A 25,171-nucleotide genomic window follows, 5' to 3' on the forward strand; every position below is an offset into this window, starting at 1 on the left:
GGCGCGCACGCACCACGCGACGCGGGCTGATCCGAAGAGATCCCCCAGACACGCCCTATGGCTCCTTCGCCCTCTCGGTTCCCTTCGCCGTCGGGTCAGCCCTTCGCGACGACGGTGAGCAGGTGCGCGACGGTGTCCGCCATCGCCTGGCGGGCCGCGGTCAGGCTGGGGCGCGGGTCGGTGCGCTCGGGGTGTGCGGCGAGTTCGGCGCGCAGGGCGGCGGTGTAGGCGAGGTTGAGCGCCGTGCCTATGTTGATCTTCGTCATGCCGTGCGCGGTCGCCGCGCGCAGCTCGTCGTCCGGGACGCCAGACGAGCCGTGCAGCACCAGCGGCACCGCGACCGCCGCGTGCAGTTCGGCGATCAGGTTGTGGTCGAGCGCCGCCGTGCGGGTCGTCATGGCGTGGCTGCTGCCGACGGCGACGGCCAGCGCGTCGACACCGGTCGCCGCGACGTAGTCGACGGCCTCGTCGGGCCGCGTCCGCGCGCCGGGCGCGTGCGCGTCGAGTGCCGGCTCGCCGGCCTTCCCGCCGACCTGGCCGAGCTCGGCCTCCAGCCACAGGCCGCGGCCGTGCGCCCATGCGGCGGCGGCGCGGGTCGCGGCGACGTTGTCCGCGTAGGACAGCTTCGACGCGTCGAACATGACCGAACTGATCGCCGTGCCCTCGACCGCGAGCAGGAGCTCCTCGGAGACGACGTGGTCGAGGTGCAGGCCCACCGCGACGGACGCGGAGTCGGCGAGCGCCGCGCACGCGTCGGCGAGCGGGCGCAGGCGACCGTCGTGGAACCGCACCGCGTTCTCGCTGAGCGCCACGATGACGGGGAGGCCGACGGCCTCGGCGCCGGCGACGATCGCCTCGGCGTGTTCGAGCGTGATGGCGTTGAAGGCGGCGGCCCCGCGTCCGGCCTCGCGTGCCGACGCGACGATGTCACCGGTGACCGTGAGCGGCATGGCCGTTCCCTTCGGGGGTTTGGGGTGCGGGGGCGGAGGGCTCGGCGGGGGCCTTGCCTCGCAGGGCGGTGGAGAGGCTGGCGGCGGGCTCGCCCGCCTGGGCGGCTCCGCCGCGCTGTGCGGTGCCGGGCCGGAGGTTCAGGCCCGGTGTCCCGGCCCCGGGATCCCGTTGGCCGTGGGGCGGTTCGACGGCGCCGACCAGGACGTGGGCGCGGGCCGTGACGTATGTCGTGCGGTCGACGCTGCCGGCCACCGGCGCCGCGACCGCCGAGGCGGACCACGCGACGGCCTCGGCCAGGCGGTCGGGCCACGGGCGTCCGGCGGTGAGGCCGGCCAGGAGGGCGGCCACACCCGCGTCGCCCGCGCCGGTCGGATTGCCCTGGATGGCGTACGGGAGACGGGCCCGCCACCAGCCCGCGGCGGTCGCGGCGAGCAGGCCCTCGGGACCGAAGGAGGCCACCACCGCGTCGCCGCCCGCCGCGCGCAGCTGGGCGGAGAGCGCGGCGACGGCGCGTGCCGGATCGGACTCGCCGGTGGCCTCACGGAGTTCGTCGGCGTTCGGCTTGACCAGGTCGGGGCCCGCGGCCAGGCCCGCGTGCAGGGCCGGGCCCGACGTGTCCAGGAGCACCGGCACACCCGCGTCGCGGGCGCGGCGGACCAGGTCGGCGTACGCGTCGGTCGGCACGCCCGGCGGCAGGCTCCCGCACAACGCGACCGCGTGCGCCTGCGGCAGCAGGCGGTCGAACGCCTCGCACAGCGCGGCCCATTCGCCTGCACTGAGCTCGGGGCCGGCCTCGTTGAAGACCGTCGTCTCGCCGGCCGCCGCGTCCACCACGGTCGTCGTGCGGCGCGTCTCACCGGTGACGGGCACGGTCGCGTCGCGCGGGCCCGCCTGCGCGAGGTCCTCGCGCACCCCGTCGCCGGTCCGCCCGCCGAGCGGCCCCAGCACGGTGGCGGGTATGCCCAGCGCGGTCAGCACGCGGGCGACGTTGAGCCCCTTGCCGCCCGCCCGCGCGGATATTCGCTCGACGCGGTTGCTGCCGTCCCAGACCACCTCGTCCAGGTGATACGTGACGTCCAGCGCCGGATTGGGGGTGACCGTGAGGATCATCAGGCGTCCAGGCCGTCGCCGACCCAACGCCCGCCCCACAGCACGGCGTCCACCTTCAGATCCTCGTCCAGCACGATCAGGTCGGCCTGCTTGCCCGCCTCGATCGAGCCGACCTTGTCGGCGATGCCGAGCGCGCGCGCCGGGGTCGCGCTCAACGCGGTGACGACGTCCGTGATCGGCAGGTGGTTCTCGCGCACCGCGGTCCGCAGCGCGCGGTCCAGGGTCAGCGTGCTGCCCGCGATCGAGTCGCCGTCGGCGAGCCGCGCTATTCCGCCCTCGACCCGGGCGGTCATCGGGCCGAGCGGATACGTGCCGTCAGGCATGCCGGCCGCGCCCATCGCGTCGGTGATGAACGCGACGCGCGACGAACCGGCCGCCTGGAACGCCAGGTTGACGATGCCGGGATGCAGGTGCACGCCGTCGTTGATCAGCTCGACCACCACATCGCTGTCCTGCAACAGCGCGGTCACCGGGCCCGGTTCGCGGTGGTGCACGCTGCGCATCGCGTTGAACAGGTGCGTCGCGACGCTCGCACCCGCCGCGAGCGCGGCCTGCGTCTCGCGGTGCGTGCCGTCGGTGTGGCCGACGGCCGCCAGCACACCCGCGTCCACCAAACGGTGCACGAGGTCGACACCGCCCGGCAGTTCGGGCGCCAACGTCACCATGCGGACCGTCCCGCGCCCGGCCTTGAGCAACGCGTCGACCTCGGCCCGGTCGGGCTCCCGCAGCAGGTCGGGATCGTGCGCGCCGCACCGGGCCCGGCTCAGATACGGGCCCTCCAGGTGCACGCCCGCCAGCACGCCGTCCTCGACCAGGCCCGCCAACTCCGAGACGCTACGAAGGAGTTCGTCCTGCGTCGCGGTAACCAGCGAAGCCATCGTCGTGGTCGTGCCGTGCGCCCGGTGGAACGCCGCCACCCGCAACGCCTGGTCGGCGTCCCCCGCGGTGTACGACGCACCGCCACCCCCGTGCACATGCATGTCCACGAACCCGGGCACCAGCCAACGCCCGCCCAGGTCGTGCACCGTCGCACCAGGCGTCTCCGGCAACGAGCCGGGCCCACCGACCGCCGTGATCAGGCCGTCGGCCACGGCCACTTCGCCGCCCTCCAGCACACCGGACGACAGGACCACACGGGCCCCAGTGAATCGGGTCTGACGGATCACCTGGCAACCTCGAAGATGTCCCAGGCCAGCAGTGCCGCGCCGTGGCACCCGGCGTCGTCGCCGAGCGCCGCGGCCTCGATCCGCGGCACGAACTGGACGGTCGCACGCGCGGCGAGCGCCTCGCGCAAAGGGGTGAACAAGGTCTCGCCGGCCCGCGACAGGCCGCCGCCGATGACGACGAGCGAGGTGTCGAGCAGCGCCAGCGCGATCAGCAGGCCGTCGGCGAGCGCGCTCACCGACTCCTCCCACACCCGCGCCGCGACCGGGTCGCCCGCCCCCACCCGGGCCGCCACCTCGGCGGCGGTCGCGTGCCCGCCGGGCACCGCCTCCGCGTAGCGGCGGGCGACCGCCGGACCGGAGATCTCGGCCTCCAGGCAGCCGCGGGCGCCGCAGCCGCACGGCGTCCCGCCGGGGCGCACGATGATGTGGCCGATCTCGCCGGCCCGGCCTTGGGCACCGGCGTACGGCACGCCGTCCACGACGAACGCGCCCGCGACGCCGGTACCGAGTGGCAGGAACAGGAAGTTCGCACAGCCCTTCGCGGCCCCGAGACGCCCCTCGGCGAGCCCGCCTGCGCGGACGTCGTGGTCGAACGCGACGGGCAGCCCAGTGCGTTCGGCGACCAGGTCGCGCAGCGGCAGATCACGCCAACGCAGGTTCGCCGACCAGACCGCGATGCCGGCTGCGGCGTCGACGATCCCGGGCACGACGACCCCGACGGCCCGCGGGTTCAGACCCTCCGCCAGCGCGGTGCGGCGCAGGTCGTCCGCGAAGTCGACGATTCGAGCGGTGACCGCCTCGGGACCGCCCTCACGCCCGGTGGCCCGACGCTCGGTGTGAAGGAACGTACCGCCGGGCGCGACGAGCCCGCCCTTGATGATGGTGCCGCCGACGTCCAGGGCGATGACACAGTCACCCCCGACGCGCACACGCGCGTCCGGACCACCGACGGGACTGACGGCCGCCCCATGGTCAGGCGAACCGCCGGTGGGCCCCGACGGGTTCGCCGGAGCCGACGAGGCAGAGAGTGACGTTATGGGGCCGCCGCCGGCCGACGCGGCTGCCGGAACATCTCGACCCGCGGCGGTCGACTCGCCGCCGACCTCGGCCTGGGCGTCGGCGGACGACGCCTCCGAACCGGTGCCGGCCGCGGAGCCCCGCGGCGGCACAGCCGATCCACCCGTGGGAGCCGACGGGTTGGCGGGAGAGTGCGGAACCGCGCCCGCCGCCGTGCGGGTCGGCTCGACGCCGTCCGCGGGGGCGGCGTGCGGGTGGTTGTGGTCGTCGTACGCGCTCACTGGTGCTCCTGCTTTCGGCCACGGCCGTGTACGGCAAAAGCCGTTCTCGCCGGGCCGGTTCCCTCGGTGGTGGCGGTCGGGCCCGCGCGATGGCAGGCCGTATCCATGGTCGAGGCGCGTGAGGGAGCGCGCCGGGTGTCGCGATGTGCGGTGCGGGAGGGCCCGGCGGGGTGGCCGGCCACGGTCGAGGGACACCGCACGCCGCGGGAGCGCCCGCCCCTGATGAGACCGCCACCACCCGCGCCCGCACCGGTGTGATGTCCGGCCACGGCTGCGGAACGGTACCCCCTGAAGAGTTGGCCCCGCGACCCGCCCCACCCCGATCCGACGAGGGCCCGAGCGCAGGCGGGCTGCCCGCACAGGCGGGACCCGGCGACGGGGTGTGCGTCACCCGACCGCGGTGCGCGCACGCCGTCGCTCGTTGGGCGTCCGGTTCTCACTGTTACCCCTGGTCCAGGACGACGGACCTGGTCAGGTTGCGGGGGCGGTCGGGGTCGAGGTTTCGGGCGTAGGCGACCGCCGCGGCGAGGCGTTGGGCGCGGATCAGGTCGGCCATCGGGTCGCCCGGGTTGGAGACGAGGTGGGCGCCGGTGGGGGCGATGTCGGTGGCGAGGCCTTCGGGGACGGGGCCGAAGATCCAGGTCACGCGGCCCGGGGCGGCGATGCTGATCGGGCCGTGGCGGTATTCCATGGCCGGGTAGTGCTCGGTCCAGGCGCCGTTGGCCTCGCGCATCTTCAGGGCGGCCTCGGCGGCGAGGCCGACCGTCCAGCCGGTGCCGAGGAAGGTGAACTGCTCGGCGGCGAGCAGGGCTTCCGGGAGCGGGTCGGTGACGGCGACGGCCGCGTCGCGGATCGCGGCGGTGAGGTCCTCGCCGAGGTGCGCGCGCAGGAGGGCGAGTGCCGTGGTGGCGAAGCGGGTCTGGACGACGGACTGCTCGTCGGCCCAGTCCAGGAGGATCGCGTGGTCGGCGGCGGTGACGCCGGGGGTGCCCGGGGAGCCGGTGATCACGGTCGTCGGGACGCTGCCCCGCAGGCGGTCCAGCAGGTCGAGGACCTCGGTGGTGGTGCCGGAGCGGGTGAGCGCGACGACGCGGTCGTAGCCGCGGGTGTGCGGGTACTCGGACGCGGCGAGCGCGTCGGTCCAGCCGTGGCCGGCCTGTTCGCGCAGGACGGCGTACGCCTGGGCGATGAACCAGGACGTGCCGCAGCCGACGACGGCGACGCGTTCGCCGGGGGCCGGGAGGCCCTCGGGCGGGTTGTCCTTGTCGGTCGCGAGGGCCGCCGCGCGTGCCCAGAGATCGGGTTGTGTGGCGATCTCCGCCACGGTGTGTCCCGCTCCGACGGCGGGGCCGTCCGTGGTCTGGCTCGGCGTCATCGGCGCTGCCTCCAAGGGGCCGGATAGTTCCCGGACTGCTCGAATGTGCTCATTGAATAGCAGTTGAAAGCATAAAACTGCAAGAACGCCATAGGCTGTGCTCCACAGAGTGTGCGTGCCCGCGGGCCCGCTGTGAGCGGACCCGGCCGGACCGGGCAGGATGAACCCCGACGACGGGGGCGACAGGGAGGTCACGGTGAGCCGGTACGAGCGGTGGGGCGCGCTCCTGGAGCTGCTCGCCAAGGAGGGGCGGCTCGAGGTCGAGGAGGCCGCCGAGGCCCTCGACGTGTCCGCCGCGACCATCCGCCGCGACCTCGACCAGCTCGCGCAGCAGCAGATGCTCACGCGCACCCGTGGCGGCGCGGTGGCCCACTCGGTCTCGTACGACCTGCCGCTGCGCTACAAGACCGCCCGCCGCGCGTCCGAGAAGCAGCGCATCGCGGTGGCCGCCGCGGCGCTCGTGCAGCCCGGCCAGACCGTCGGCATCAACGGCGGCACGACGATGACCGAGGTGGCGCGGGCCCTGGTGACGCGCGCGGACCTGCACGCCGACGGCGACGCGACGTCGCTGACGGTGGTGACCAACGCCCTGAACATCGCGGGCGAGCTCGCGGTGCGCCGGCACGTGAAGATCGTGGTCACCGGCGGTGTCGCGCGCCCGCAGTCGTACGAGCTGATCGGCCCGCTGGCCACCGGCATCCTGCGCGAGGTGGCGCTGGACGTGGCGATGCTGGGCGTCGACGCGGTGGACGTGGAGCACGGCGCGAGCGCGCACCACGAGGGCGAGGCGAGCATCAACCAGCTGATGGCGGCCGGTGCCGAGCGGGTCATCGTGGCGGCCGACTCGTCGAAGCTCGGCCGGCGCGCGTTCGCGCGCATCTGCCCGGTGGACGCGATCGACACGCTGGTGACGGACTCCGCGGCGCCGGACGCTGTGGTAGCCCGGTTCACCGAGGCCGGCGTGCGGGTCGTCCGGGTCTGATCCGGCCTTCGGCCGCACCCGTTCGGGGCCGGTTCCCCGCCGGGTTCCCTGACGGAGCGTCAGCGCTCAATCGTTATCGATCGAAAACCTTACGTTTTTAGTCCGATTCGCCCAGGTTTGTGGGTCTCTGCGGCATGCCTGGAGCCATGTCGACAAGATCGCGTCTAACTATTCGGCAAATTGGTGTAGACCTTTTCCGGAACGGGGTGTTGACTGCGTACCGGCGGAGTCCCAAGATGCTCGTCACTGCTTAAAAGTTTGCACTGCGATCACGTTGCAAACACTTATGCGCAAGACCAAGCAGGCGGCTCCGTCCTCCCGGAGCCGACGGCGAACCAAGTCGTGTCTCCGGTGGAAAAGGTGGTTTCAGGGTGAAGCGTCACCTGATGGCGGCGGCCGCGATAGGCCTCTCCGCGACGATGATGTTGACCGCGTGCGGTGGCAGCAGCGACGACAAGGACGACGACAGCCCGTCCTCGGCCGCGCCCGGCGGCAGCGGAGGCGCGGCGCCCGCGCCCAAGGACGGCTCGATCAAGCTGGTCGTGGCGGACTACGGCAGCGGCGACGGCAGCACGCAGAAGTACTGGGGCGGCGTCATCTCCAGCTTCAACGCGAAGTACCCCGGCATCAAGGTCGATCTCCAGGTGATCAACTGGGACGACATCGACAAGCAGGTCCAGACGATGGTCCAGAACAACCAGCTTCCGGACATCCTGCAGACCGGCGGATACGCCGACAAAGTCGCCGACGACCTGCTCTACCCGGTGAAGGACGTCATGTCCGACGCCACCCGGGCCGACTTCATCGACTCGTTCCTCCCGGCCGCTACGGTCAAGGGCGAGCAGTACGGCATCCCGTTCACCTCGAGCACCCGCCAGCTCATCTACAACAAGGACCTCTTCGCGAAGGCCGGCATCACCGACCCGCCGAAGACGTGGGACGAGCTGAAGGCCGACGCCGAGAAGCTGAAGGCCGCGGGCGTGCAGACGCCTTTCGGCCTGCCGCTCGGCAAGGAGGAGGCCCAGGGCGAGTTCATGAACTGGATGCTCGGCAACGGCGGCGGCTACAAGACCGGTGACAAGTACACGGTCAACAGCCAGGCCAACGTCGACACCATGAACTGGGTCAACGACAACCTGGTCAAGACCGGCCTGACCGAGCCGAACCCGGGCACCAAGAACCGCAAGGACGTCTACACCGAGTTCTACGGCGGCACCGTCGGCATGGTGAACAGCAACCCGACGATGCTGACCCAGATCAAGGCCAAGTACCCGAACCTCAACTTCGGCACGGCCGCGATCCCCGGCAAGACCGGCCCGCTGGACTCCACGCTCGGCGTCTGCGACTGGGTGATGGCGTTCAAGAAGAACGGCAAGAAGGACCAGATCCGGGCCTTCCTCGACGTCGCCTTCAACACCGAGAACTCGCTGCGCTTCCAGCAGGAGAACTCGTTCGCCCCGGTGACCAAGTCGGTCATGCAGAAGATGGTCGCCGACCCGGCGAACGCCGGCCTCAAGCCGTACATCGACCTGCTGCCGAAGGCGAAGTTCTACCCGCTGAACGACACCGCGTGGGACGTGCTCTCGCCGAAGATCAAGGAGCAGCTGGGCCTCGCGGTCTCCGGAAAGTCGCCCAAGGACGTCCTGGACCAGCTCCAGAAGGAAGCCGAGAACGCGGTCCAGCAGCAGAAGTAGCCCCGCTGCTCCCGCTTCCCGTCCCGCTCCACCCGTCCTGACCGAGGCCACGCCGCCCCGGACGCGCCCGTCGCGTCCCGGGCGGCGCGGCCGCGACCGACCCCCTCGCCCCGAGGGAGGAGTTCACCGTGCGCGAGACCGCGTCACCACCCACGTCGCGGAAACCGTCCGGGGACGACGGCCAGGCCGCACCCGCCGCCCGCCGCCCCTTTTCCGCCCGACTGCGCACCGCGCTCGGACCCCTGCCGTGGATCAGCCCCGCGATCATCCTGATCGCGTTCGTCGTGCTCTGGCCCGTCGTCGAGATGGTGCGCAGTTCGTTCCTGCGCATCCGCCGCAGCGGCATCGTCAAGGGCTCGAACGGCACCGACAACTACAAGAAGCTGTTCGACGAGCCGGACTTCACCCACGTGCTGTGGAACACCATGGTGTGGGTGGTCTGCGTCGTCGGCATCACCATCGTGCTGTCGCTGGCCCTGGCCCAGCTGTTCAACCAGCAGTTCCCGGGACGCCGGGTGGCGCGGTGGGCGCTCATCATCCCGTGGGCGGCGTCGGTCTTCATGACCGCGATCGTGTTCCGCTGGATGCTGCACCACAGCTACGGCGCCATCAACACGCTGCTGGTGGACCTGCACGTCATCGACGAGGGCAAGGACTGGCTCGGCGAACCGTCCACCGCGTTCCCGTGGATGATCGGCGTCGCGGTGTTCGTGTCGCTGCCGTTCACCACCTACACGCTGCTGGCCGGCCTGCAGACGATCCCCGGCGAGGTGTACGAGGCCGCCCGCATGGACGGCGCGTCGACGTGGCGCACCTACCTGAGCGTCACGCTGCCGCTGCTGCGTCCGGCGATCCTGGTGGCCGTCGTCATCAACCTGATCAACGTCTTCAACTCGTTCCCGATCATCTGGGCGATGACCGGGGGCGGACCGGGCTACGAGACCGACACGACGACGACGTTCATGTACAAGATCAAGGCCAGCGACATCGGCGAGAGCGCGGCCCTGTCGGTCGTCAACTTCGGCATCATCATCGTGCTCGTACTGCTGTACCTGGGCGTCAACCGCTGGAACAAGGAGGCGGACTGACATGGCGGACCTCGTCGTCACCCAGGAGACCGAGCCGCCGGCGGACAAGCGTCCCGACCGGAAGCGCGCCGACAAGAAGCGGACGCGTCCCGCGTTCCTCGGCGAGCGGGGCTGGGGCAGGAAGTGGACTCTCGCGGTCGTCGCGTGGTCCGTCGCGCTGATCTTCGTCGCGCCGTACGCCGAGATGTTCATCGGCGCGCTGCGGCCCAGCGACGAACTGACCAAGCCGGGCTACCTGCCCTCGACGTTCGAGTGGTCGAACTTCGTCAACGTGTGGAAGGACTCCACGCTCGGCGACAACCTCCAGGTGTCGCTGCTGGTCGCCGGGCTGTCCACGGTGCTGGTGATCCTCGTCGCGCTGCCGGCCGCGTACTACACCGCGCGCCGCCGCTACCGGGGCCGCGGGGCGTTCCTGCTGCTGGTCCTGGTGACCCAGATGTTCCAGCCGACCGCGCTGCTGGTCGGCCTCTACCGCGAGTTCTACAACGCCGACCTGCTGGACTCGGTGTGGGCGCTGGTGCTCGTCAACGGCGCGTTCAACCTGGCGTTCGCGGTGTGGATCCTGACCGCGTACTTCGGCTCGATCCCGGTGGAGCTCGAAGAGGCCGCGATGATCGACGGCGCGTCGCGGTTCGGTGCGCTGCGCCGTGTGACGCTGCCGCTGGCCATGCCCGGCATCGTGACGGCCGTCATCTTCGCGTTCATCACCGCGTGGAACGAGTTCGTGGTCGGCCTCGCGCTCATCACGACGCCCGAGAAGCAGCCGCTGACGGTCGGCATCAACAGCTTCCTCGGCGCCTACGAGGTGCAGTGGCAGTACCTGTTCGCGGGATCGGTCATCGCGATCGTGCCGGTCGTGATCCTGTTCGCGTTCATCGAGAAGCACGTGGTGTCCGGCCTGACCGCCGGTTCCATCAAGTAAGCCCCGCGCCCGGTAGGACCGGGCCGGGTCGGAAAAAACCCGAGAGGCCGAGCGGGCACACCCCCGATGCGCCCGCCCGGCCTCTCGTCCGTGTTACCGCTCAGAGCTGGATGACGTACGCCTTGCGCAGCGTCTCGTGGACCGTCCACGTGGTCTTCGCGCCCTCTTCGAGCACGCACGCGTCGCCGGGGCCGACCTCGATCGTCGGGCCGCCCTCGACCTCGATGGTCGCGCGGCCGCTGACCACGACGAACATCTCGTTCGCCTCGGTGTCGGTCACCACGCCCGGGGTGATCTGCCACAGCCCACGCAGGATCTTGCCGTCCTCGGACTCCCACAGCAGCTTGCCGGAGACCTCGGGCGAACCGGAGACGATCTGGGCCGGGTCGAGCGGGTCGGGTTCGAGCTCGGCGTCGGGGATGTGAACCGCGAACGTGCCGTGGGACGTGGAGTCAGAGGTGGACATGGGGCTGGAGCTTAGTGCCCGATTGAGCCCGGTCTGACCGCGGGGCGCGTACCCTACAGCGCGTCGCCGGGCAGGCGGGTGAATCAGGTGGTTTTCCCGGCCTGTTGGATGTGGCGGTGCAGGGTGGCGTCGGAGCGGCCGGGCAGAATGACGGCACGGAGGCGCGGGCCCGCCACGCGGGGGCCGCGACGCAGGAAGAGGGGCGACGAGGATGAACGACCGGGACACCGAAGCGCGCGAGGCGACCATCTCGATACCGCTGGGCGGAGAGGTCGCGGTCGTCCCGCCGCAGGCGCCGGAGCCGCGTCGCGTCGACGCCGAGGCGGCGCTCGACCCGGCCGGTGCCGAGCGCACGGAGTCCGGGCTGTCCGAGCGCGACCTCGACATCCTCGACTTCGAACGCCAGTGGTGGCGGCACGCGGGAGCCAAGGAGCGCGCGGTCCGCGACCGCTTCGGGTGCACGCCGACCCGCTACTACCAGGCGCTCAACGCGCTGCTCGACCGTCCCGAGGCGCTCGAACACGATCCGATGCTGGTCTCGCGCCTGCGCAGGCTGCGTACCGCGCGCCAGCAGGCGCGTTCGGCCGTGCGTCGGCACGGGGGCTGACGCCGGCCCGCCCACCCGGACCCGGTGGCGGTTCGCCGCTCCGTTCGCTCACGCCGTTCACGCCCGCGCGTCGTCCCCGCCGGGCGTCGTCGCGTCGTTTCGCCCTCGCCCCTTCTTTCTCTCCCGTCCCTTCTCTTCCTCTTCTCTCTCGACCCCGGAGAGACGCCGATGCGCCTTCCCCGTCCGCCCCGCCTGTCCGGACCGCGCCCCGCTCGGCGCCGTGTCCTGCCGGACCTGACCGATCCGGGCCGGACGTTCGCCGGGTTCGGTCGGACGGGCGGGGTGTGGCGGCGGCCCGACCACCTCGCCGACGCGGCGTTCGGGACGGGCGCCGCGCGGCGTCCGCTGGAACGGCTCGGCCCCGCGGGCACCGCGACCATCGCGGTCTCGGTCGCCGCGGCGCTGGCCGCCGTGCTGCTGGCGGGGTTCGGCGGCTCGTGGGGTGACCCGGATCCGCGCGCGGACGACGCGCCGGCAGCGGCGGCGAGCCCGGCCGCCGTCCTGCCCCCGCCCGCCGCGGCCGCCGCGGGCCAGGCCGCGGTGCCCCCGCCCGACGCCCGGACCGGCTCCGGGGAGGTCGTCGTCCTCGGCCAGGGCCGCACGCAGGCTTCGATGAAGGCGTTCGCGCAGCGGCTGACCGCCGCCGGATGGCGGGTCACCGGCACCGGCGACTGGCACGGCGCCGTGCCCGCGACCACCGTCTACCACCCGGCCGGGCAGGAGGCCGCCGCGAAGCGGCTGGCCGCGGCCTTCCCGGAAGTGCGGCGCGTCAAGCCGACGTTCGCGGGGATCTCGCAGACCCGACTGGTCGTCATCGTGGTGGACACGCAGAATCCACCATTGGTTCGCAAAGTCTTGGGGACGGAAAGGCCCAAAGGGTAGATAGGTTGGCGGTTATGGAGCTGCCGCAGCCGACCACCCCAGCCGGCAAGACCGGACTCGCCGCCCTGCTGGACGACCCCGGGCGGGCGGTCGTGGCGCTCGACTTCGACGGAACGCTCGCGCCCATCGTCGACGACCCCGAGGCGGCGCGCGCCGACGCCGACGCGGTCGTCGCGCTGTCGCGCCTCGCCCCGCACCTGGCCGCCGTCGTCGTCGTGACCGGCCGCCCCGCGGCGGTGGCCGTCGCCTACGGCCGCTTCGCGGGCGTGCCGGGCCTGGACCGCCTCACCGTCCTCGGCCACTACGGGCTGGAGCGGTGGGACGCGGTCAGCGGCCGCGTCCTCGCGCCCGAGGTGCCGGAGGGCGTCGACCGGGTGCGCGCCGAGCTGCCCGGGCTGCTCGCGTCGCTGGGCATGTGGGCGACCACGTGGACCGAGGACAAGGGGAGCGCGCTCGCCGTGCACACCCGCCGTGCCCCCGACCCGGACGCCGCGCTGGAGGAGCTGCGCGCGCCGCTGGGCGAGCTCGCGGTACGGCACGGCCTGGTCGTCGAACCCGGCCGGTACGTCCTGGAGTTGCGGCCCGCCGGTATGGACAAGGGCCGCGCGCTCACCGGTTTCCTCGCCGAACACGACGCGGCGGCCGTGCTGTTCGCCGGCGACGACCTCGGCGACCTGGCCGCGTTCGACGCCGTGGAAACGCTGCGTGGGAGCGGTGTCGCGGGTCTGACGGTGTGCAGCGCGTCCGCCGAGGTGCGCGAACTGGCCGAGCGTGCGGACCTCGTGGTCCCGGGCCCGCCCGGGGTCGCGGCGCTGCTGGCCGCGCTCGCCGACGCGCTGGAGGCATAGAGCCCGGCGCCGCGTGGGTGTCCCGGGGGGGTCAGTCCAGCGCGTCGAGCTGGTCCAGGAACCACTGCTGCGGGCTCAGCGCGGTCGCGGCGGCGGCCAGCTTCTTCGTCCGCGCGCGCCGCTCGCCGGCGTCCATCGACAGCGCCTCGTGCAGCGCCTCGCTGGTCGCGGTGACGTCGAACGGGTTGACCACGACGGCGTCCGAGCCCAGTTCCTCGTACGCGCCGGCCTCGCGCGACAGCACCAGCGCGCAGCCGTGCTCGGAGACCACCGGGATCTCCTTCGCGACCAGGTTCATGCCGTCCCGGATCGGGTTGACCAGCGCGACGTCGGCCAGCCGGTAGGCCGCGAGCGAGCGCGGGAAGTCGTCGTTGACGTGCAGCATCAGCGGCTGCCACGTGTCGTCGCCGAACTCGTCGTCGATCTCCTTGGCGATCCGCTGCACCGCCGCCGTGTACTCGCGGTACTCGGGCAGGTCGTGCCGCGACGGGTACGCGAACGCGATGTGCACCACGCGGCCGTGCCACTCCGGGCGGCCGCGCAGCAGGTCCCGGTAGGCGAGCAGGCCCCGCACGATGTTCTTGGACAGCTCGGTGCGGTCGACGCGCACGACCACCTTGCGGTCGCCGACCGCGTCGCGCAGCGTGGCCAGCCGCGCCTCGACGTCGGGGCGCGCGGCGCGCTCCCGCAGGAAGTCCGCGTCCGCGCCCAGCGCGTGCACGGCGACCTGGGTGCGGCGGCCCTCGTGGGTCACGGTCATCGCCGCGCGGTCGACGTCCGCGCCGAGCACCTGCTCGCAGCAGTCCAGGAACGAGGACGCCCAGCGGCGGGTCAGGAATCCGGCGTGGTCGGCGCCGAGGATGCCCTCCAGCACCGCGCGCGAGATGTCGTCCGGCAGCAGCCGGAAGTAGTCCGGCGGGGCCCACGGGGTGTGCGAGAAGTGGCCGATGCGCAGGTCGGGCCGCAGCCGGCGGAGTATCAGCGGGGTGAGCGTGAGGTGGTAGTCCTGCACGACCACCTTGGCGCCCTCGCCGGCCTCGGCCGCCAGGGCCTGGGCGAAGGCGGCGTTGTACGCGTCGTACGACGTCCACTCCTTGCGGAAGCGGCCGTCGAAGACCGGCTTCGTGGCGGTGTCGTACAGCAGGTGGTGGATGAACCACAGCGTCGAGTTCGCTATGGCGTTGTACGCCCGGGCGAACGTCCCCGGGTCGATGTCGAGCAGCCGCACCGCGAGCCCGCCGGTGTCGTGCCCGGCGAGGTCGATGCGCCCGGAAGGCGACTCGCGCGCCGCCGTGCGGTCCGGGTCCGACAGTGCAGCGCAGACCCATACGGCGCCGGTGCCCTGGCCGGCCGCGGACAGTCCGGAGACCAGGCCGCCCCCGCCGCGGTGCACGGAGAGTGACCCGTCGTCCTCGGCCCGGAAGGACACCGGACCGCGGTTGGACGCGACGAGGACCCGGGCTGGGGCGTTGGGGCTCATGTCCCCAACCTAGCCAGCCACCCGGTTCGACAAACCCTGACACGCTTCGGGGCGGCCAACGGGGCGCTGATGCCTCCGTCAGCCGGCGAGCGCGTCGCGGGCCCGGTACTCCGGGATCGTGATCATCGGCGGGCGCTCGTGGGCGGCGACGTCGTGGCTGCGTACCTGGAAGCCTTCCTCGTCCCGTTCGAACTGGGCGAAGACGGTGTTCAGGCGGCCGGTGCCGGGGCGCACCCGGCCGGTGCGGTGCAGGCGCTCCAGGACGGCCTGCCAGATCTCGCCGGCCATCAGGCCGAGCCCGGCCTCGTCCTGGTGGCTGTGCCGCCGCACACCGACGTCGACCTGGGCCATCGCGTCCAGGCCGACCAGGTTCAGCGCGTCGATCAGCATCGCGGTCTCGACGCCGTAGCCGCACGGGAACGGCAGCCGTTCGAGCAGGCCGCGGCGCACCGCGTACTCGCCGCCGAGCGGCTGCACGAATCCGGCGAGTTCCGGCCAGTACATGTTGAGCAGCGGGCGGGCGACGAGCTCGGTCACGCGGCCGCCGCCGGCCGGGACGACGGTGTCGCCGATCTCCAGCGGCCGGTCGTACATCGCCTTGACGAGCTGCACCGACGGGTCGGTCAGCAGCGGGCCGATGATGCCGGAGACGAAGTCGGCGGAGAAGCCCCGCAGGTCGGCGTCGATGAAGCAGACGATGTCGCCGCTGGTGACCAGAAGCGAGCGCCACAGCACCTCGCCCTTGCCGCGCAGCGCGGGCAGCCGGGGCAGGATGTCGTCGCGGTGCACGACACGCGCACCGGCCCGCGCGGCGACCTCGCCGGTGCGGTCGGTGGAGCCGGAGTCGATCACCACGAGCTCGTCGACGAGCGGGTGGCGGTCCATGAGCTCGGTGCGGATGGTGCGCACGATCTCCCCGACGGTGGGCTCCTCGTCGAGGGCCGGCAGCACCACGCTGATCCGGTGCTTCGCCCGGGCGGCGCGCTTGGCCTCCACGAGCCGGGGCACCGGCCAGTCGGCGGCGGTCGACGACCGCCGGTCCAGCCAGCGGCTCACCTCGGGCAGCACTGTGGGGTTCCCCTGTCGTTGCTTGTCGTACGCGTGTTCCTATCAGACATCGTCTCGCGTGGCGGACGCCGATGATCGACCGGCCACGGCTTCGGTTACAGTCTTGGACACGTGATACGACGATCGCACGTCGGCTCACACAAACACGGTGCGACCGCTGGGTGACCAGCGGCACAGCCCGTCATAGAGCTCATCCAGAGGGGCAGAGGGAACGGCCCGTTGAAGCCCCGGCAACCATCCGATCGGTACACCCATGTGCGTCGCACGCGGGGCCCCCGGCGGACTGGTGCCAAGTCCGTCCTACGGGAACCCCCGTGGGGAAGATGAGGAGAGAGGCCTCGCCATGGCTACACCCACGATCGCTCACACCCCCGTTTCCCCCGGCGCCTTCGGCGTGGCCGTCGCGCTGTCCTGTCGCGAGTGCGGCGAGCGGTACGACCTCGGCCCCAAGTTCGCGTGCGAGTTCTGTTTCGGGCCGCTGGAGGTCGCGTACGACTTCTCCGGCGGCGTGACCCGCGAGCAGATCGCGGCGGGCCCCAACAACATCTGGCGGTACGCGGGGCTGCTGCCCGTCCCGGCCGACGTGGCCGCCCGCCCCAACCTGAACCCCGGCTTCACCAAGCTGGTGGAGGCCCGCAACCTGGGCCGCGAGCTGGGCATCCGCGAGCTCTACGTCAAGGACGACTCCGGCAACCCGACGCACTCCTTCAAGGACCGCGTCGTGGCGATCGCCGTCGAGGCGGCCCGCAACTTCGGCTTCACCACGCTGTCCTGCTCGTCGACCGGCAACCTGGCCGGCGCGGTGGGCGCGGCCGCTGCCCGCGCGGGCCTGCGGTCGTGCGTGTTCATCCCGTCCGACCTGGAGGCCGGCAAGGTCGTCACGGCGGCGGCGTACGGCGGCGAGCTGGTCGCCATCGAGGGCAACTACGACGAGGTCAACCGGTTCTGCTCGGAGCTCATCGGCGACGAGGCGGGCGAGGGCTGGGGCTTCGTCAACGTCAACCTGCGGCCGTACTACGGCGAGGGCTCCAAGACGCTGGCGTACGAGATCGCCGAGCAGCACGGATGGCGTATCCCCGAGCAGATCGTGATCCCGATCGCGTCCGGCTCGCAGCTGACCAAGATCGACAAGGGTTTCCGCGAGCTGATCAAGCTCGGCCTGGTCGAGGACACGCCGTACAAGATCTTCGGTGCGCAGGCCGAGGGCTGCTCGCCGGTTTCGGCGGCCTGGAAGGCCGGGCACGATGTGATCCGGCCGGTGAAGCCGAACACCATCGCGAAGTCGCTGGCGATCGGCAACCCGGCCGACGGCCCGTACGTGCTCGACGTGTGCAAGCGCACCGGCGGCGCGGTCGAGGACGTCAACGACGAGCAGGTGGTCGAGGCGATCAAGCTGCTGGCGCGCACCGAGGGCATCTTCGGCGAGACGGCCGGCGGTGTGACGGTGGGCTGCCTCAAGAAGCTGGTCGAGACGGGGCAGCTGGACCCCGAGGCCAGCACCGTCGTCCTCAACACCGGGGACGGCCTGAAGACCCTGGACGCGATCGAGGCCACCACCGGCGCGACCGCGACGATCCGCCCCAGCCTCGACGCCTTCCGCGCGGCGGGCCTGGCCTGAGCCCCCACGGCCGTGCTGCGGTGCTGCGGTCCTACGGTTTGACTGAAAGGTTGCGACAACGATGAGCGTTTCCGTCCGTATCCCGACCATCCTGCGCACGTACACCGGCGGGGCGGCCGAGGTCTCGGCCGAGGGTGCCACGCTGGCCGAGGTGATCGACTCGCTGGAGAAGGCGTACCCCGGCATTGCCGCGCGGCTTCTCGACGACACCGGCAAGCTGCGCCGCTTCGTGAACGTCTACGTGAATGACGACGACGTGCGTTTCGCCGACGGTCTGGAGACCGCGACCGCCGACGGCGCCAGCGTGTCGGTGATCCCCGCGGTCGCCGGCGGTTGTTGATCCTGCAAATAAAGTTGAAGTCCGCCGCCCGGCCGGGCCGGGGGGCGGGCTTTTTCATGATCGGATAGTGCGGATGCCGCACAAGCGCCGGATTCGGAAGCGCGGATTCCGTGGGACCGTGCCACATGCACCCGCATTTTCCGGAGATGTCGCGGCAACGGCCACACAATCCCGTGGCCGGGATCACATCCGAATTGAGCTGTTTGTCGCTTTTATGGTAGAGCGTAATGCGGTGTTTGCCGAGGGTTAAGGCGATAGGTCGCCTTTATTCCTGTCGGATTTCTCGTCCGTTTGACCTGTTGCGTCGGGCATCCATGCGGATACATTCAGCCGCGGTCGGACGGTTCCACGTACTGGATCTGGTGCGCGGCAACAACTCGCGAACCTGCTTGCCCTGCGCTGACTTCACTCAGTCGGTCAAGAAGTAAGCGAACGACCCGGAGCTGCGGCGCGCAGTTTCCGTGAAAGGGCCAGTAACAGGGGAGTTAGGAATGGCTCAGGGCACCGTCAAGTGGTTCAACGCGGAGAAGGGGTACGGCTTCATCGCGGTCGACGGTGGTGCGGACGTCTTCGTCCACTACAGCGCGATCCAGATGGACGGGTACCGGACGCTTGAGGAAGGACAGCGGGTCGAGTTCGAGATCTCGCAGGGGCAGAAGGGCCCGCAGGCCGACATGGTCCGTGTGACCGCCTGAGCCTGATCGCCGCTCTTCGGATACTGCTCTTCTCTCTGTTCTTCTTCAGACGTGGCCGAGGCCCGGTCTCCCGTGCGGAGACCGGGCCTCGTCGCTGTCCCGGAGCGGAGTGCCGGCGAGGTCCCGGCGGCGGCGCGAGGCCGCGACGTGCCCGGGTCCGCTTGCACTCGGGTAGGTCGAGTGCTAATCATTGGCGTTAGCACTCTGGATGTGAGAGTGACAAAAGGACCGGGCAGGCGAGGTCCGGAGGCCGTGGGGGAAGGATCCCCGCGGAGCCGGGTCGTCCGTCGCGGGCGTCGGCGCCGGTCCTCTACATCCACCCCGTTCTGGGAGGACCTCACCACATGGCCAAGATCATCGCGTTCGACGAAGAGGCGCGTCGCGGCCTTGAGCGCGGGATGAACCAGCTCGCCGACGCCGTCAAGGTCACGCTGGGCCCCAAGGGCCGCAACGTCGTGCTCGAGAAGAAGTGGGGCGCGCCCACCATCACCAACGATGGTGTGAGCATCGCCAAGGAGATCGAGCTCGAGGACCCGTACGAGAAGATCGGCGCCGAGCTGGTCAAGGAGGTCGCGAAGAAGACGGACGACGTCGCCGGTGACGGCACGACGACCGCGACCGTCCTGGCCCAGGCGCTCGTACGTGAGGGTCTCCGCAACGTCGCGGCCGGCGCCAACCCGATGGCCCTCAAGCGCGGCATCGAGAAGGCCGTCGAGGCCGTCTCCGAGCAGCTGCTCGCGCTGGCGAAGGACGTCGAGACCAAGGAGCAGATCGCTTCGACGGCCTCCATCTCCGCCGCCGACCCGCAGATCGGCGAGATGATCGCCGAGGCGATGGACAAGGTCGGCAAGGAAGGCGTCATCACCGTCGAGGAGAGCAACACCTTCGGCCTCGAGCTCGAGCTCACCGAGGGCATGCGCTTCGACAAGGGCTACATCTCGCCCTACTTCTCCACCGACCCGGAGCGTATGGAGGCCGTCCTCGACGACCCGTACATCCTGATCGTCAACAGCAAGATCGCCTCGGTGAAGGACCTGCTCCCGCTGCTGGAGAAGGTCATGCAGAGCGGCAAGCCGCTCGCGATCATCGCCGAGGACGTCGAGGGCGAGGCCCTGGCCACGCTCGTCGTCAACAAGATCCGCGGCACCTTCAAGTCCGTCGCCGTCAAGGCCCCGGGCTTCGGCGACCGCCGCAAGGCCATGCTGGGCGACATCGCCATCCTCACCGGTGGCCAGGTCATCAGCGAGGAGGTCGGCCTCAAGCTGGACAACGCCGGCCTCGAGCTGCTCGGCCGCGCCCGCAAGGTCGTCGTCACCAAGGACGAGACGACGATCGTCGACGGTTCGGGCGACTCGGACCAGGTCGCGGGCCGCGTGAACCAGATCCGCGCCGAGATCGAGCAGTCCGACTCGGACTACGACCGCGAGAAGCTCCAGGAGCGCCTCGCGAAGCTGGCCGGCGGCGTGGCCGTCATCAAGGCCGGCGCGGCGACCGAGGTCGAGCTCAAGGAGCGCAAGCACCGCATCGAGGACGCGGTGCGCAACGCGAAGGCCGCCGTCGAGGAGGGCATCGTCGCCGGTGGTGGCGTGGCCCTGCTCCAGGCGTCCACCGCCGCGTTCGACAAGCTCGAGCTCGAGGGCGACGAGGCCACCGGTGCCGCGATCGTCAAGCTCGCCGTCGAGGCCCCGCTCAAGCAGATCGCGGTCAACGCCGGTCTCGAGGGTGGCGTCGTCGTGGAGAAGGTGCGCAACCTGACCCCGGGTCACGGCCTCAACGCCGCGACCGGCGAGTACGTCGACCTGGTCGCCGAGGGCATCATCGACCCGGCCAAGGTGACGCGCTCCGCGCTGCAGAACGCCGCCTCCATCGCGGCGCTCTTCCTCACCACCGAGGCCGTCATCGCCGACAAGCCCGAGAAGGGCGGCGCCCCGGCCGGCGGCGCGCCGGACATGGGCGGCATGGACTTCTGATCCAGCGTTAGCTGATCGGCTGTTCGCCTCACGAGGGCGGCACCCCCGCAAGGGGGTGCCGCCCTTCGGCGTTTCCGGAACCGGTTGGGGCGGGCGGGGCGGGCGGGGCGGAAAACCCGTGGCCGGGCGCCCGCGCCCGCTTCTAGCATCGTGAACGTGCTTGCGGGAACTACACGTTCCTTCAGTCTCGGTAGACACGTTCCCCCATGGGGAGCGAACCGAGGGTTCAAATCCCTTTACGGAACCTGCGACCTACCCGCGAGCACCCACGTTCCGCGCCCGGGGACCTGCGCGTCCTTCCAGTAATCAGCCTTGAACGCTGACCACACCTGACTGTTAATCAGGAAACACGGGACCCGCATCCTTCCCCGGGCGCTCTTCGGGAGCCGCCATCATGACCACGACACTCGGCACAGCCGTGTCCGCAACCACGTCCACCGCCGTCGAGCGCGTGCTCGCCGCCGGTCCCGACTCCGCCGCCGTGCGCACCGTCGCCGCGTTCCTCGACGTCGCGGCCGGCGCGACCGGCCGCGCCACCTTCTACAACACGCGCGACGAGCAGCTCGTGCTGGAGCGCGACGCCCACACCGCGATGTCCGAGCTCGACCGCGCGCTGTACGCCGCGCTGGTCGCCGGGCCGTCGATGACCGACCGCGCGCGGCAGAGCGGTGCGCTGCGCCTGCTGTCCTCGCCCGCGGAGGACTCGGCCCTCGACGAGAACGCCGCGGTGCGGCGCGCCGTCTCCCAGCTCACGGTGCCGCGCATGCTCAACCTCTACGGAGCGCTCGCCGCGGAGCGGGTCAACAACGCGCGTGTGCGCAAGCTCATCCTGCGCACGCTGCTCGGCGCGCCCGCGCTGGAGCGGTGGTCGGTCACGTACCGCCGCAAGCTGGCGGTCGCGCTGCGGCACGCGTGGGGTGCACGGATGTCCGGCGTGCTGCGCTCGGTGCTCGCCCGCGAGCTCTCCGGGGAGCCGCTCACCGACAAGGAGCGCGGCATCCTCGCCCGTGAGGTCGACCGGTGGACGGGCGGCCGCGACGCGGCGGTCGTGCGGGAGTGCGTGGCGTTTCTGCTCGGTGCGCCGGGGCCGTACACGCGGCCGGGGCTGCGGGCTTACGGCGAGGCGCGCACCGACCTCGACGCGGGGCGGGCGCTGCCGTACGAGACGCTCGAAGGACTGCGCGGCCGCTTCCACCGCGAGGTGCCCTCGGCGCGCGTGCTGGAGCTGACGAAGGCGCGGCTGACCACGGGGCAGCGGCTCGCGGTGCAGGCCACCGCCGAGCGGGCGGCCGTGGAGGTCGAGGTCGACCTCACGCGCTACGACGCGGTGCGGCTGTACCTGTACGCGTTCGAGCGCGGCCTGACCGCCGACGTCGCGGACGCCCTCGCCGCGCGGGCGCGGCAGGTCGGGGCGGGACTGGCGCTCGGCGGGCGGCGGATCGCGCTGCTGCTCGACGGGTCGGGCTCGATGGCCGGGTCCGAGACGCAGCCGCTGCGGCCGATCGCCGTCACGCTCGCGCTGCGGGACGCGTTCCGGGCGGGCGCCGACGTGGTCGCGGAGGAGTGGTTCGGCGGCCGGGCCGACGCGTCGGGGCTGGTGCACCCGGGCGGCGCCACGGCACCCACCGAGGCGCTGATCGCGGCGCTCTCCACCGGGCCGGACCTGGTCGTGGTGGTCGGCGACGGGTACGAGAACACGCCCGCGGGGCGGTTCGCGGAGACGCTGGACGCCGCGCGCGGGCTGGGCGTCCGTACCCCCGTCGTGCACCTCAACCCGGTGCTCGCCGCGGAGACCGGCGGCGTGCGGGCGCTCGGCGAGGCCGTTCCGGTCGCCGCGCTGCAGCGCCTGGAGAGCCTCGAACTGGCCGCCTGCCGACTGCTGTTGGAGGTGGACCCGGAGGCCGCGGCGGGACTGCTGCTGCGGATCGCCGGGGTGGCCGAGCGGGCGCTGCCCGAGACTGCGGCCGACGACGTACGGACAACGACCGACGAGGCGCCCGAGGAGGTGTCCCCATGAGGAACCCGTTCGCCAGGAAGGCGGACCCGGCCGAGGTCACCGCCGCGGCGGGCTCGGCGACCGTCGCCGAACTGCTCGGCGGCACCGCGCCCGGGCGCGTGCAGAGCGTCGGCCGGATGCAGGTGCTGCCGCTGCTCGCGGGCGACGCGCCGACCGCAGATCTCGGCGACCCGCGCGAGCTGGCGATCTCCACGGACAACTACGGCACGCTGCGGTTCGGCAACGGCGGCCCGGGCGTCGCGCTGGTGCCGTGCCACCTCGCGGTCATCGTGCCGCAGGCCGCGCAGGACCACGCGATGCCGCGCGCCACGCTGGTCGCGCCGGGGACGCAGCTCGCGTACACCGCGGCCATGTGCGTGCAGCAGACCCAGGGCGGGCTGATCCGGTCCGGCCGGCACAGGCTGGCGGTGCTGCCGCCCTCGCTGCGCGAGGCGGCCTCCGACCTGCCGGCCGCGCCGGGGTACAACCGGCTGTGGCCGGCGGTGAGTGCGTTCAACGCGTCCTCGGGATCCGGGAGCGTGGCCGACCTGATCCGGTTCCTGGCCCGGTTCGCGACCGAACTCGACCAGTTCGTCGCCGAGTTCGAACTCGTCGACGACCAGATCGGGGCGGTCGTGCTGCTCGACGGGCAGGTCGTCGGCGTCGAGCGCGCCCCGTCGCACGCCTACTGGCGGGCGATGTGGGAGCCGCTGATCCGGTTCTGCTACGGCGCCGAAGCGGTCCGCCGCGAGGCGGCCGGGGTGCCGGCCGACGCACGCACCCGCGTGCCGCTCGGGCCGGTATCCGGCGGCGACGGGGCCGACCCGCTCGCCCTCCTCGCGGCCGCGGTCCGCGACGCCGACACACGCGAGCAGTCCCTCGCCGAGGCCGCCGCGGCCGAGGCGGGGGCGCGGACGCTGCTGGTCGGCGTCGACCAGCGGCACGAGGACACGGCCGTCGGGCAGGTGCTCGGCGACACGCTGGTGGGGGCGTACGCCCTCGCCGGGGACACACCGGTGTACGCGTCGCTGACGGCACGCGCCGCGGCGGTCTGACAACGGCCGTGGGCGGGCGAGGTACGGGGCCGGGTGGCGGAGTGGATCCGCCGCCCGGCCGCACGCCCGTCCGTTCGGCGTAGCGCCGGGGGCGGAGTGCGTCCTCCGCCGGCGCGTCAGGCCTTGGTCCGCGGCGGCTTCCGTCTCCGCAGGCCGGCGCCCCGCAAACGGAGCAGCAGCTCCTTGCCGCCGACCGGCTCGGCACCGAGGGCGACCGCGCTGTCGTACAGGTCCGACGGCACGTCGTAGTGGTCGCGGTCGAAGCCCCGCTCGGGGACGCCGAGCCGGCGCGCAAACGCGTGCAGCTCGTCAAAGGACACATCGCTGACCAGGTGCGACCACATGCGGCCGCGCCCGGGCCAGGTCGGCGGGTCGATGAGTACCGTCACGCCTCGATCATGCCGGTTCCGCGCACCCGACGGACAATGGGCGGGTGGAAAACGACGTGATCGAAACCGCCCTGCACGAGGCCCGCGCGCTGGTGCTGCGTGATCTCGCCGCGTGCGGCGCCGCCGAGCCGGAGTTCGTGTCGCTGGTCGAGGACGCGGTGTCCGAACGCCGCTGGTGGGTGAAGCAGTGGCCGGACGGCGCGGCGTACGCGCCGGGCCTGGTGGCGCAGGACGTCCAGGAGGCGTTGGAAGCGGCGGGCGTGCGCTGGCCGTCCTGCCCGCGGCACGACGACACCCCCGACGCGCACCAGCTCTACCTGGAGCCGGAGCTCGGCGAGGACCCGACGTGGGTGTGCGAGAAGGACGCCGCGCCCGTCGCGCCGCTCGGCTGGCTGTCGATGGCCGAGGCGGAGTAGGCCGCCTCGAGGTGTGGGGCCGGAGTGCACCGGCCCCACCCGGGTCCCCGGTCAGGCCTGCTGGCGGGGGATGCCGCCTTCCAGGCGGTCGAGCTCGGTGCGGAGGTTGTGGCGCGCGGCCTCCTCGTACCGCGCGTAGCCGAGCGGCGTGTGGAAGAGCCGCGGCAGCTCGAGCAGGTCGCGCAGGACGGCGGCGCGGGCGCCGCGGAAGGCCTCTTCCGGGACGAACGCGTACTCCTCGCGCACGGCGGCGGCGTACGCGTCGTAGTGGTCGCGGTCGCTGGCCAGGATCGCCAGGTCCGCGTCGCACAACACGGCCGCGTTGCGGTCGCCCTCGGACGGCGCGTGCTCGGCGGTCACCCGCACCAGCCGGGCCGTCTCGGCGACCAGGCCCGGGTCGAACCCGGCCTCGGGCAGCGCGCGTTCGGCGAGGCGGGCGCTGCGCTCCTCGTTGTCGGCGCGGGCCGGGTCGTACACCGCGTCGTGGAACCACGCGGCGAGCCGCACGGCGTCCGCGTCGTCGGCGTCCTCGGCCAGCTCGTCGACGAGGTCGAGCACGGCGAGCAGATGCCCGGTGGCGTGGTAGCGCCGGTGCGGCTGCGAGTACCGGCCGATCAGATCCTCGCCGACGGCCGCGGCCGTCGATCCGGAGCCCTCGACGAGCCGGGCCCAGCGTTCCTGCAACGTCATGGTGGCGGTCTCCTGGATGCGTTCCACGCCCTCAGCATGCCAGCCGACCCGGGCTTTTCCCGGCA

24 protein-coding genes and 1 riboswitch are annotated in these 25,171 nt (G+C 72.2%); of the genes, 14 read left to right on the forward strand and 10 right to left on the reverse strand.

The genetic code is table 11. From position 1 onward, the window contains the following. Positions 1 to 95: 95 nt before the first annotated feature. The 5 genes from QI554_RS34225 to QI554_RS34245 form a co-directional block, all read right to left on the reverse strand. Entirely contained in the window at positions 96 to 950 is an 855-nt protein-coding gene (locus QI554_RS34225; RefSeq protein ID WP_281475781.1) for a class II fructose-bisphosphate aldolase, read from the reverse strand. Beyond that, positions 928 to 2,061: a 1-phosphofructokinase family hexose kinase gene (locus QI554_RS34230; protein ID WP_343230840.1), complete on the reverse strand. Its 1,134-nt coding sequence runs from the start codon at positions 2,059 to 2,061 to the stop codon at positions 928 to 930. The genes QI554_RS34225 and QI554_RS34230 overlap by 23 nt, the downstream gene beginning before the upstream one ends. Then, positions 2,061 to 3,227 carry an N-acetylglucosamine-6-phosphate deacetylase gene (nagA, locus tag QI554_RS34235; protein ID WP_281475783.1) on the reverse strand — a complete coding sequence of 389 codons (1,167 nt, stop codon included), beginning with the start codon at positions 3,225 to 3,227 and terminating at the stop codon, positions 2,061 to 2,063. Before nagA ends, QI554_RS34230 begins: the two co-directional genes overlap by 1 nt. Further along, complete coding sequence (locus QI554_RS34240) at positions 3,224 to 4,525, reverse strand: ROK family protein (RefSeq protein WP_343230841.1); 1,302 nt, start codon at positions 4,523 to 4,525, stop codon at positions 3,224 to 3,226. Before QI554_RS34240 ends, nagA begins: the two co-directional genes overlap by 4 nt. A 442-nt stretch (positions 4,526 to 4,967) precedes the next feature. Continuing rightward, complete coding sequence (locus QI554_RS34245) at positions 4,968 to 5,900, reverse strand: SIS domain-containing protein (protein ID WP_281475785.1); 933 nt, start codon at positions 5,898 to 5,900, stop codon at positions 4,968 to 4,970. Positions 5,901 to 6,096: 196 nt separating this feature from the next. Here QI554_RS34245 and QI554_RS34250 point away from each other — a divergent pair, with 196 nt between their 5' ends. The 4 genes from QI554_RS34250 (at position 6,097) to QI554_RS34265 (ending at position 10,586) form a co-directional block, all read left to right on the forward strand. After that, positions 6,097 to 6,882, forward strand: coding sequence for a DeoR/GlpR family DNA-binding transcription regulator (locus QI554_RS34250; protein ID WP_281475787.1), 786 nt, complete (start codon positions 6,097 to 6,099; stop codon positions 6,880 to 6,882). 371 nt (positions 6,883 to 7,253) lie between these two features. Beyond that, on the forward strand, positions 7,254 to 8,576 hold the full coding sequence (locus tag QI554_RS34255; RefSeq protein WP_281475788.1) for an extracellular solute-binding protein: 1,323 nt from the start codon (positions 7,254 to 7,256) through the stop codon (positions 8,574 to 8,576). A 128-nt stretch (positions 8,577 to 8,704) separates the two neighbouring features. Next, on the forward strand, positions 8,705 to 9,664 hold the full coding sequence (locus tag QI554_RS34260) for a carbohydrate ABC transporter permease (protein ID WP_425528105.1): 960 nt from the start codon (positions 8,705 to 8,707) through the stop codon (positions 9,662 to 9,664). A 1-nt stretch (position 9,665) separates the two neighbouring features. After that, positions 9,666 to 10,586: a carbohydrate ABC transporter permease gene (locus QI554_RS34265; RefSeq protein WP_281475790.1), complete on the forward strand. Its 921-nt coding sequence runs from the start codon at positions 9,666 to 9,668 to the stop codon at positions 10,584 to 10,586. Between the two features lie 100 nt (positions 10,587 to 10,686). On the opposite strand, the gene QI554_RS34270 is transcribed toward QI554_RS34265, so the two are convergent. Beyond that, a complete protein-coding gene (locus QI554_RS34270) occupies positions 10,687 to 11,052 on the reverse strand; it encodes a cupin domain-containing protein (protein ID WP_281475791.1) in 366 nt (121 codons plus the stop codon). 211 nt (positions 11,053 to 11,263) lie between these two features. On the opposite strand from QI554_RS34270, the gene QI554_RS43460 reads away from it, so the two are divergent. The 3 genes from QI554_RS43460 to otsB all read left to right on the forward strand — a co-directional run bounded on the left by QI554_RS43460 (position 11,264) and on the right by otsB (position 13,389). Continuing rightward, entirely contained in the window at positions 11,264 to 11,659 is a 396-nt protein-coding gene (locus tag QI554_RS43460) for a DUF3263 domain-containing protein (protein ID WP_343230842.1), read from the forward strand. 168 nt (positions 11,660 to 11,827) lie between these two features. Next, positions 11,828 to 12,541, forward strand: a complete 714-nt coding sequence (locus QI554_RS34280) for a LytR C-terminal domain-containing protein (protein ID WP_281475793.1) — start codon at positions 11,828 to 11,830, stop codon at positions 12,539 to 12,541. A 14-nt stretch (positions 12,542 to 12,555) separates the two neighbouring features. Beyond that, entirely contained in the window at positions 12,556 to 13,389 is an 834-nt protein-coding gene (gene otsB / locus QI554_RS34285) for a trehalose-phosphatase (protein WP_281475794.1), read from the forward strand. A 31-nt stretch (positions 13,390 to 13,420) separates the two neighbouring features. Here otsB and QI554_RS34290 read toward each other — a convergent pair whose 3' ends face one another. Together QI554_RS34290 and QI554_RS34295 are read right to left on the reverse strand one after the other, a co-directional pair. Then, complete coding sequence (locus tag QI554_RS34290; RefSeq protein ID WP_281475795.1) at positions 13,421 to 14,869, reverse strand: alpha,alpha-trehalose-phosphate synthase (UDP-forming); 1,449 nt, start codon at positions 14,867 to 14,869, stop codon at positions 13,421 to 13,423. A gap of 78 nt (positions 14,870 to 14,947) precedes the next feature. Then, a complete protein-coding gene (locus QI554_RS34295; protein WP_281475797.1) occupies positions 14,948 to 15,937 on the reverse strand; it encodes a glucosyl-3-phosphoglycerate synthase in 990 nt (329 codons plus the stop codon). A gap of 187 nt (positions 15,938 to 16,124) precedes the next feature. After that, positions 16,125 to 16,267: riboswitch (SAM riboswitch) on the forward strand. 13 nt (positions 16,268 to 16,280) lie between these two features. Here QI554_RS34295 and thrC point away from each other — a divergent pair. From thrC to QI554_RS34325, 6 genes are all read left to right on the forward strand, one after another. After that, on the forward strand, positions 16,281 to 17,555 hold the full coding sequence (gene thrC, locus QI554_RS34300; protein WP_281475799.1) for a threonine synthase: 1,275 nt from the start codon (positions 16,281 to 16,283) through the stop codon (positions 17,553 to 17,555). 61 nt (positions 17,556 to 17,616) lie between these two features. Next, the gene (locus QI554_RS34305) at positions 17,617 to 17,895 is read left to right on the forward strand and encodes a ubiquitin-like small modifier protein 1 (protein WP_281475800.1); all 279 of its coding nucleotides are present in this window, start codon (positions 17,617 to 17,619) and stop codon (positions 17,893 to 17,895) included. A gap of 491 nt (positions 17,896 to 18,386) precedes the next feature. Then, positions 18,387 to 18,590 carry a cold-shock protein gene (locus tag QI554_RS34310; protein ID WP_004986573.1) on the forward strand — a complete coding sequence of 68 codons (204 nt, stop codon included), beginning with the start codon at positions 18,387 to 18,389 and terminating at the stop codon, positions 18,588 to 18,590. A gap of 344 nt (positions 18,591 to 18,934) precedes the next feature. Beyond that, positions 18,935 to 20,560, forward strand: a complete 1,626-nt coding sequence (gene groL, locus QI554_RS34315; RefSeq protein WP_281475822.1) for a chaperonin GroEL — start codon at positions 18,935 to 18,937, stop codon at positions 20,558 to 20,560. Between the two features lie 394 nt (positions 20,561 to 20,954). After that, positions 20,955 to 22,577 (forward strand): hypothetical protein, encoded by a 1,623-nt coding sequence (locus QI554_RS34320; RefSeq protein WP_281475824.1) that lies wholly within the window; start codon positions 20,955 to 20,957, stop codon positions 22,575 to 22,577. Next, a complete protein-coding gene (locus tag QI554_RS34325) occupies positions 22,574 to 23,611 on the forward strand; it encodes an ARPP-1 family domain-containing protein (RefSeq protein ID WP_281475826.1) in 1,038 nt (345 codons plus the stop codon). The genes QI554_RS34320 and QI554_RS34325 overlap by 4 nt, the downstream gene beginning before the upstream one ends. Positions 23,612 to 23,727: 116 nt before the next feature. Here the strand turns inward: QI554_RS34325 and QI554_RS34330 are convergent, their stop codons facing one another. Then, positions 23,728 to 24,000 (reverse strand): DUF4031 domain-containing protein, encoded by a 273-nt coding sequence (locus QI554_RS34330; protein ID WP_281475828.1) that lies wholly within the window; start codon positions 23,998 to 24,000, stop codon positions 23,728 to 23,730. A 44-nt stretch (positions 24,001 to 24,044) separates the two neighbouring features. Between QI554_RS34330 and QI554_RS34335 the strand changes: the two genes are divergently transcribed. Then, positions 24,045 to 24,416: a hypothetical protein gene (locus tag QI554_RS34335; protein ID WP_281475830.1), complete on the forward strand. Its 372-nt coding sequence runs from the start codon at positions 24,045 to 24,047 to the stop codon at positions 24,414 to 24,416. Between the two features lie 51 nt (positions 24,417 to 24,467). Here QI554_RS34335 and QI554_RS34340 read toward each other — a convergent pair whose 3' ends face one another. Further along, positions 24,468 to 25,106, reverse strand: coding sequence for an HD domain-containing protein (locus tag QI554_RS34340; RefSeq protein WP_425528106.1), 639 nt, complete (start codon positions 25,104 to 25,106; stop codon positions 24,468 to 24,470). Between the last annotated feature and the right edge of the window lie 65 nt (positions 25,107 to 25,171).

Origin of the sequence: Yinghuangia seranimata (assembly GCF_029953285.1) — a bacterium.
Taxonomy (GTDB): Bacteria; Actinomycetota; Actinomycetes; order Streptomycetales; family Streptomycetaceae; genus Yinghuangia; species Yinghuangia seranimata.

Coding starts and splice junctions, on each gene's coding strand:
- QI554_RS34225 (WP_281475781.1), bottom strand. CDS start 950: ATGCCGCTCACGGTCACCGGTGACATCGTCGCGTCGGCACGCGAGGCC.
- QI554_RS34230 (WP_343230840.1), bottom strand. CDS start 2,061: ATGATCCTCACGGTCACCCCCAATCCGGCGCTGGACGTCACGTATCAC.
- QI554_RS34245 (WP_281475785.1), bottom strand. CDS start 5,900: ATGACGCCGAGCCAGACCACGGACGGCCCCGCCGTCGGAGCGGGACAC.
- QI554_RS34265 (WP_281475790.1), top strand. CDS start 9,666: ATGGCGGACCTCGTCGTCACCCAGGAGACCGAGCCGCCGGCGGACAAG.
- QI554_RS34270 (WP_281475791.1), bottom strand. CDS start 11,052: ATGTCCACCTCTGACTCCACGTCCCACGGCACGTTCGCGGTTCACATC.
- QI554_RS43460 (WP_343230842.1), top strand. CDS start 11,264: ATGAACGACCGGGACACCGAAGCGCGCGAGGCGACCATCTCGATACCG.
- QI554_RS34280 (WP_281475793.1), top strand. CDS start 11,828: ATGCGCCTTCCCCGTCCGCCCCGCCTGTCCGGACCGCGCCCCGCTCGG.
- otsB (WP_281475794.1), top strand. CDS start 12,556: ATGGAGCTGCCGCAGCCGACCACCCCAGCCGGCAAGACCGGACTCGCC.
- QI554_RS34290 (WP_281475795.1), bottom strand. CDS start 14,869: ATGAGCCCCAACGCCCCAGCCCGGGTCCTCGTCGCGTCCAACCGCGGT.
- thrC (WP_281475799.1), top strand. CDS start 16,281: ATGGCTACACCCACGATCGCTCACACCCCCGTTTCCCCCGGCGCCTTC.
- QI554_RS34305 (WP_281475800.1), top strand. CDS start 17,617: ATGAGCGTTTCCGTCCGTATCCCGACCATCCTGCGCACGTACACCGGC.
- QI554_RS34310 (WP_004986573.1), top strand. CDS start 18,387: ATGGCTCAGGGCACCGTCAAGTGGTTCAACGCGGAGAAGGGGTACGGC.
- groL (WP_281475822.1), top strand. CDS start 18,935: ATGGCCAAGATCATCGCGTTCGACGAAGAGGCGCGTCGCGGCCTTGAG.
- QI554_RS34320 (WP_281475824.1), top strand. CDS start 20,955: ATGACCACGACACTCGGCACAGCCGTGTCCGCAACCACGTCCACCGCC.
- QI554_RS34325 (WP_281475826.1), top strand. CDS start 22,574: ATGAGGAACCCGTTCGCCAGGAAGGCGGACCCGGCCGAGGTCACCGCC.
- QI554_RS34340 (WP_425528106.1), bottom strand. CDS start 25,106: ATGACGTTGCAGGAACGCTGGGCCCGGCTCGTCGAGGGCTCCGGATCG.